Origin of the sequence: Accumulibacter sp., from assembly GCF_016789985.1 — a bacterium.
Lineage (GTDB): Bacteria > Pseudomonadota > Gammaproteobacteria > Burkholderiales > Rhodocyclaceae > Accumulibacter.
The window spans coordinates 21,777-27,871 of sequence record NZ_JAEUOL010000089.1; the positions used below are offsets into that span (position 1 = coordinate 21,777).

Annotated in this window: 10 protein-coding genes; 4 read left to right on the plus strand and 6 right to left on the minus strand. The window is 62.2% G+C overall.

Going from position 1 to position 6,095, the window contains the following annotated elements; all coding sequences use genetic code 11:
* Positions 1–4 precede the first annotated feature (4 nt).
* From JNK99_RS05435 to JNK99_RS05445, 3 genes are read left to right on the plus strand one after another with little or no spacing between them, the layout of a single operon-like run.
* On the plus strand, positions 5–220 hold the full coding sequence (locus JNK99_RS05435) for a DUF1289 domain-containing protein (protein WP_291849789.1): 216 nt from the start codon (positions 5–7) through the stop codon (positions 218–220).
* 3 nt (positions 221–223) lie between these two features.
* Positions 224–415 carry a DUF1289 domain-containing protein gene (locus tag JNK99_RS05440; protein ID WP_291849762.1) on the plus strand — a complete coding sequence of 64 codons (192 nt, stop codon included), beginning with the start codon at positions 224–226 and terminating at the stop codon, positions 413–415.
* Positions 415–1,329, plus strand: coding sequence for an MBL fold metallo-hydrolase (locus JNK99_RS05445; protein WP_291849765.1), 915 nt, complete (start codon positions 415–417; stop codon positions 1,327–1,329). The genes JNK99_RS05440 and JNK99_RS05445 overlap by 1 nt, the downstream gene beginning before the upstream one ends.
* A gap of 68 nt (positions 1,330–1,397) precedes the next feature.
* Here the strand turns inward: JNK99_RS05445 and JNK99_RS05450 are convergent, their stop codons facing one another.
* Complete coding sequence (locus JNK99_RS05450; protein ID WP_291849767.1) at positions 1,398–2,105, minus strand: DsbC family protein; 708 nt, start codon at positions 2,103–2,105, stop codon at positions 1,398–1,400.
* A gap of 34 nt (positions 2,106–2,139) precedes the next feature.
* Positions 2,140–3,309, minus strand: coding sequence for a UbiH/UbiF family hydroxylase (locus JNK99_RS05455; protein WP_291849770.1), 1,170 nt, complete (start codon positions 3,307–3,309; stop codon positions 2,140–2,142).
* Positions 3,310–3,394: 85 nt separating this feature from the next.
* Between JNK99_RS05455 and JNK99_RS05460 the strand changes: the two genes are divergently transcribed.
* Positions 3,395–3,790 (plus strand): hypothetical protein, encoded by a 396-nt coding sequence (locus JNK99_RS05460; RefSeq protein WP_291849773.1) that lies wholly within the window; start codon positions 3,395–3,397, stop codon positions 3,788–3,790.
* Positions 3,791–3,860: 70 nt separating this feature from the next.
* Here the strand turns inward: JNK99_RS05460 and JNK99_RS05465 are convergent, their stop codons facing one another.
* From JNK99_RS05465 to raiA, 4 genes are all read right to left on the minus strand, one after another.
* The gene (locus JNK99_RS05465) at positions 3,861–4,178 is read right to left on the minus strand and encodes a PsiF family protein (RefSeq protein ID WP_291849792.1); all 318 of its coding nucleotides are present in this window, start codon (positions 4,176–4,178) and stop codon (positions 3,861–3,863) included.
* Positions 4,179–4,224: 46 nt separating this feature from the next.
* Positions 4,225–5,169 carry an HPr(Ser) kinase/phosphatase gene (hprK, locus tag JNK99_RS05470; RefSeq protein WP_291849776.1) on the minus strand — a complete coding sequence of 315 codons (945 nt, stop codon included), beginning with the start codon at positions 5,167–5,169 and terminating at the stop codon, positions 4,225–4,227.
* Complete coding sequence (ptsN, locus tag JNK99_RS05475; protein WP_291849780.1) at positions 5,166–5,618, minus strand: PTS IIA-like nitrogen regulatory protein PtsN; 453 nt, start codon at positions 5,616–5,618, stop codon at positions 5,166–5,168. Before ptsN ends, hprK begins: the two co-directional genes overlap by 4 nt.
* 95 nt (positions 5,619–5,713) lie before the next feature.
* The gene (gene raiA / locus JNK99_RS05480; protein ID WP_291849783.1) at positions 5,714–6,040 is read right to left on the minus strand and encodes a ribosome-associated translation inhibitor RaiA; all 327 of its coding nucleotides are present in this window, start codon (positions 6,038–6,040) and stop codon (positions 5,714–5,716) included.
* Positions 6,041–6,095: the final 55 nt, after the last annotated feature.

Genomic DNA, 6,095 nt, shown 5'->3' on the forward strand with positions numbered 1-6,095 from the left:
ACGGATGGTCGTCTCACCCTGCATCAATGTCTGCCGAATGGATGAGGCAACCGGCTTCTGCCTGGGCTGCTTCCGGACGATGGAGGAGATCGCCAACTGGAGCCGGGCGTCGAGCGAGCAGCGCCTGGGGGTCCTGCTGGCCGTCGAGCGTCGCCGGGTCGAGCACGACCCACAGGGTTGCGCGTCGGGAGGCGAGTTTCGTGGAGATTGCGAGTGTTGACCAATGAGTGATCCTGAAGACGAATACCTTTGTGTCGGCATCTGCATGCCTGATCCGGATTCCGGCTACTGTCTGGGCTGCGGTCGCCCGCCGCTGCCTCTATCGCCGGCGACGCAGGGTATCGTGGTCGAGGAAAGGCGGCGCGCCCGGGTTCCCGATGAATTACCGGACATCGCTCCGCCGGGTGAGCATTGATGCTTCCCGATAGCCTGCTGGTACTTGAACGAGGCTGGCTATCATCGAACAACCTCCTCTTTTTCGAGGGCGAGCAGGCAGCGCTGATCGATAGCGGTTATGTCACCCACGCGGCACAGACCGTTTCTCTGGTCGAGCACGCGCTGGCCGGCCGCGCACTGACCAGGCTGCTCAACACGCATTCGCATTCGGATCACATCGGCGGCAACGCGGCGGTGACGGCGGCCTTCGGTTGCCAGGTGATCGTGCCGGTAGGAATTGACGCGACAATTGCCGAATGGGACGAAGAGGCCCTGCTCCTCTCGCCACTCGGTCAATCGGCGGCACGCTTTCGTCACGATGCGACGATCGCTGCCGGTGATGAGCTGGAACTTGGCGGTTTGACCTGGCGAGCCATCGCGGTGCCCGGTCACGACATGGACGCGCTCGCTTTTCACAATGCGGAGCGACGGCTGCTGGTTTCGGGCGATGCTCTGTGGCGCAACGGATTTGGCGTCATCTTTTCGGAACTGCTGGGGCATCCCGAAGGTGCCGGCGGCCTCAAGGCGGCGCGCGAGACGCTCAATGTCTTGGCCCGTCTGCCGGTCGATGTCGTGATTCCGGGCCATGGCGCACCCTTCGTCGAGGTCGAAGATGCTTTCACGCGCGCCTATCAGCGGCTCGTCGCCTTCGAGCAGGATGTCGAGTTGCTGGCGCGGCACGCGCTGAAAGTCATCGTTGCTTTTGCCCTGCTCGAGAGGCGGCGGTTGCCACGTGCCGAACTGCCCGAGTTTCTCGCCAGCCTGAGTTTTTGCCAGAGCGTGAACGCGCGCTACCTGAACCAGAGCAACGAGGCGCTCGCCGGATGGCTGGTCAGGGACCTGCTGCGCGCCGGTGCCCTGCAGGACAGCGCGGGAATTCTGGTCGCCGTCTGAACGGGCGGTGGCCGGGCTGGGTTTGCCACGGCCCCCCGTCGGACGACGGATGTACGGCTGGCGCTGGCTTACCTGGCACTGGTCTGGGTGAGTTTTTCCTCGATCTTGGTCAGCGGAATGGCACCGGGAATGCGTTCTCCGTCGGCGAAGAACATGGTCGGTGTGCCGTTTATGGCCAGCTTGCGGCCCATCTCGATGCTCTTCTTGACCGCTGTCGTGTCGCAGTCGCCCTTGCCTCCCGGTGCCTTGCCATCGACCATCCAGTCGTTCCAGGCCTTGGCCTTGTCAGTCGCACACCAGATCTGATTCGATTTCTCCAGTGAGTCCGGCGACAGGATTGGGTAGAGAAAGGTGTAGATGGTCACGTTGTCGAGCTTCGACAGGTCTCTCGCCAACTTCTTGCAATAGCCACAGTTGGGGTCCTCGAAGGTGGCAAACACTCGCTTGCCATCACCGCGCACCTGCTTGACGGCCAGTGACAGCGGCAGGTCGGAAAACTTGATTGCGGTGAGCTTCTGAATCCGCTCCTCGGTCACGTTCTTCATCGTCTTGCCGTCGATCAGCGGACCCAGGAGGAGCGCCGACACCTTCTCGTCGGTGTAAACGATCTGACCGTCGACGTACGCTTCATAAAGGCCGAGGTAGGGGGTCTTGGTGACGCTGCTTACCGGGCGACCAAGCCTGGTTTCAACCGCCTTCTTGACGCTGGCCTCATCGGCCAGGGCCGCCAGGCTGAGGCTGGCGGCAAGCGCGAGCGGTACGAGTTTCGCATGCATCTGTGGTGTCTCCGGGTGTGGGGGGGTCTATGTTTCACAAGGCGCCGATGGCGTACCGTACGAGCAGGTTCTTTAAGACCGGCAAACCGTTCGTCAGGTTCATGCCGAGATGACGCAAGCTCCTGAGTCCGGGAAAATCGTGCCGAAAAAGCTGGTGCAGCGCGTGGGTGGTGGTTTGCAGCAGTACGGTTTCTTCGCGTCGCCGTCGCTGGTAGCGACGCAGCAGGCGGTCGTTGCCGACGTCCTGCCAATCCGGCGTCGCCGCCAGCAGGTCGGCCAGAGCCTTGGCGTCCTGGAAGCCGAGATTGATGCCGTGGCCGGAAAGTGGATGGATTCCGTGCGCTGCGTCGCCGAGCAGAGCCAGTCGCCGGGCAATTGTCTGCGGCACCTGCATCAGGCGCAAGGGGAAGGCAGTCGCCGGAGTGAGCAGGCGGAACTCACCAAGTTCGTGCCTGCCGGCGGCGGCCACCTCGCTGGCCAGGTCTTCGGTCGGCAGGGCGAGCAGCTCCCCGGCGTGTTCATCGGGCGTGGACCAGACGATCGAGATGCGCTTGCCGGCCATCGGCAGCCAGGCGAGAACCCCATCGTGCCTGAACCACTGGCGCGCAATGCCACGATGCGGTCGTTCACATTCGAAGTTGGCGACCAGCCCCATTTCTCCGTAGGGCTGGTTGATTGCCTGCAAGCCCAGCGTTTCCCGTACCCAGGAATCCCGGCCATCGGCAGCGACGATCAGGCGGGCCGCCACCGTCTGGTCGTCACTCAACGTCACCAGCGAACTCGTCATGCCAGCCTCGATGGCGGTGGGTTTGGCTGGGCAATACAGACTCAGGTTGCCCTGGCGCCTGACACTCTCCCAGAGTTCACAGGCCATCAGTGACGATTCGAGAATCCAGCCAAGCTCGCGGACGCCGGCCTGGTAAGCCGAGAAATCGAGTGCCGCGCCGCTGTCGCCATGAATCTGCATGGCACGGATCGGTGCGATGCGCTCTGAATCCAGATGCTTCCAGGTGCCGATTTGCCGCAGGAACTCGGCGTTGGCCGGCGAGATCGCGTAGACTCTTGCGTCCCAGCCTTCGGCTCGGCGCGGCGGGTTCTGCTCGGCGAGCGCCACCCGCAGGCGCGTATCGCGCAGCGCACAGGCCAGCGCGAGGCCAGCCAGGCCGCCACCAACGATGAGGACGTCGAACTCGGTGACTTGCATGTTGTTGCACCCGGAGAGAAATGAATGTTTGTCTGCCAGCGCAGGAGCTTTCCAGCACCGCGAGGAGGGTCGAGAGACGGAGCGCGTGCAGTTTTCCCCAGGTTTGCCTGGCCATGTCTACTTTCCGGCCATCGTGCGCGTCGAATGTGACTCGCCGATCGATGCGCTGCTCGCCCTCCGTGTGCCACGCGACGAAGCGATGGACCTCGTTGCTGCCTCCTGGATCGAGGGTGGGACGAGCTGTTGTCTGGTCACGACGATCGACGGTGGGCGCCCGGTGGTGGTGGTGCGCACCCCGGATGAACGTTGGGCGGCGTGCAATGCCTTTCTTGGCGAGCTTTGTGTCACTCCGCAGGAAGCTGCGCGGCGCCTGGACAAACTGCTCAGGCGCCGCCGCCGTGGCTATGTTGCGTGCATGCCGACCGGGCACGACAGGCAGGGAAGCTACGCCAGGCTGGCGGAAGGCTGCTCGCACGGCTGACACAAGAAGCCAGATGTCTGGACGCTTCCCCAGGTGGCGCGACGTCTGCCTAGCTGATGCTGCTCGATGTCTAGCTCGGGTTGGCCTTGAGGCACTCGCTCATGAACTTCTTGCGCTCGTCGCCCTTGAGTTGCTTGGTGCCCGCCTCCGCGTTGCAGCTTTTCATTTTTTCCTGCTGCGTCGGCGGGGCCGCCTTGGCGCCCAGGCACTCGCTCATGAACTTCTTGCGCTCATCGCCCTTCAACGCTTTTTCCCCGGCTTCTGCGTTGCAGGTCTTCATCTTTTCCTGTTGCGCCTTCTGCGCAGCCGAGGGTTCCTTCTTCTCTTCGACGGCAAGCGCGCTGCTGGCGGCAAAGGCAAATGCGACAAGGGCGATCACTGCTTTCACGGCGTTTCTCCTTGGGTTGTGATGAAGTCCACTGATTAGGCCACTGCTAAAGGTCGTCGTCAAGCAATGCCTGCTGCTGACGGTTGATGAAATCGCCCATGCTGTCGATGCCGCGTAGCTGGAGGATACTGTTGCGTACCGCCGCTTCGAGCAGCACCGCAATGTTCCGCCCGGCCGCCACGGGGATGACGACCTTGCGTACGGCAACGCCCAGGATGTCCTGCGTCTGCGCGTCGAGGGGCAGGCGAGGTCCATCCGCGCTACTCATCGGTCGCTGCAGGTGGGCGATCAGCTTGAGCTTCATCTTGCGACGTGATGCGGTTTCGCCGAAGATGGTGCGAATGTTGAGCAGCCCGAGACCGCGCACTTCCAGATAGTCGCGCAGCATGCTCGGGCAGCGCCCTTCGATGGTCGTCGGGGCGATGCACGCCAGTTCGACGACGTCGTCGGCCACTAGGCCGTGCCCACGCGAGATGAGTTCCAGAGCCAGCTCGCTCTTGCCGACCCCCGAATCTCCGGTGATCAGAACGCCCATGCCGAACACGTCCATCAGTACGCCGTGTACCGAGGTTGATCCGGCCAGGCGACGCGAGAGATAGATGCGCAAGAGTTCGATGACTGCCGAGCACGGCTTGGGACTGACGAACAGTGGTGTCGAGGTGGACTCGCAGCCTTCATGAATCGCCGGCAGGATCTCCACGTCGTCGGCGACAATCAGGGCAGGCGGTTTGGCTGCCAAGAGTTCTCTCACTTGGTAGCGCAGCCGGTCCGGGGTTACTCGGCAGCCCCAGGCGTTCTCGGCGCGGCCGATTACCTGCAGGCGTTCGGGGTGGATCAGGTTCAGGTGACCGACAACGTCGGCGCCGAAGTAGCCCTGGTCCTTGAGCTCGATCTGTCGGTCCACCCCGACAGCGACGATCCAGGAAAGCTTCAGTTTCTCACGGTGGTCCTCATAGAGCTGGGCCACGCTGAACTGACGCTGAGTACTCATGCCCCGTCAGCGAAAATCTGGCGGACGGCTCGTGCGTCGGCGGCCTTGCCGAGAGCTTCCCGGCAACCGCGGTCGGAAAAGTGCTGCGCCAGCTCGGAAAGAATCTGCAGGTGCTGTTCGGTGGCCACTTCGGGGACAAGGAGGACGAACAGAAGCGAGACCGGCTTGCCATCGGGCGAGTCGAACGGGACTGGGGCGGCCAGACGCAGGAAGGCACCGGTCGCGTCCTTCAACCCCTTGATGCGTCCATGCGGGATGGCTACACCCTGGCCAAGGCCGGTCGAGCCGAGTTTTTCGCGCGCAAACAGGCTGTCGAACACCGTACTGCGAGCGATGCCGAGATAGTTTTCGAAAAGCAGCCCCACATGCTCGAAAGCACGCTTCTTGCTGCTCGCGTCCAAGTCAAGAATGATGTTTTCGAGGGGGAGTAGTTGGGTGATCTGGCTCATGCGACAAGACCCGAAAGACGGACGTGGATAGACTCAGGAAAGGAGCACCCGAACAGTCTTTTGGGCAACCGTTCGGGTGCAGATTATGCGCGATGTTACTCGGCAACGATGTGATCGATAATCTTGTTTCCGCGATGGTGGTCCTGCAGTTTTTGTTTGTACTTCTGGACCTGGCGTTCAAGCTTGTCGGCCAAGCCATCGACTGCCGCATAGAGGTCCTCGTCGACCGACTCGACATAGACTTCCTTGCCGGCGAGATGAACCGTTACTTCGGCCTTCTGCTTCAGCTTGTCCACCGAAAGAATCACGTTGACGTCGATCACGTTGTCGAAATGCCGGGTGATTCGCTCGAGTTTGCCGGTGACGTAGTCGTGCAGGGCCGGCGTGATCTCGAGGTGGTGTCCACTGACTTGCAGGTTCATGATGTGGCTCCTTCTTCTAAATGGACTTGCGTAAATTGACCGGCGGGATACTGAG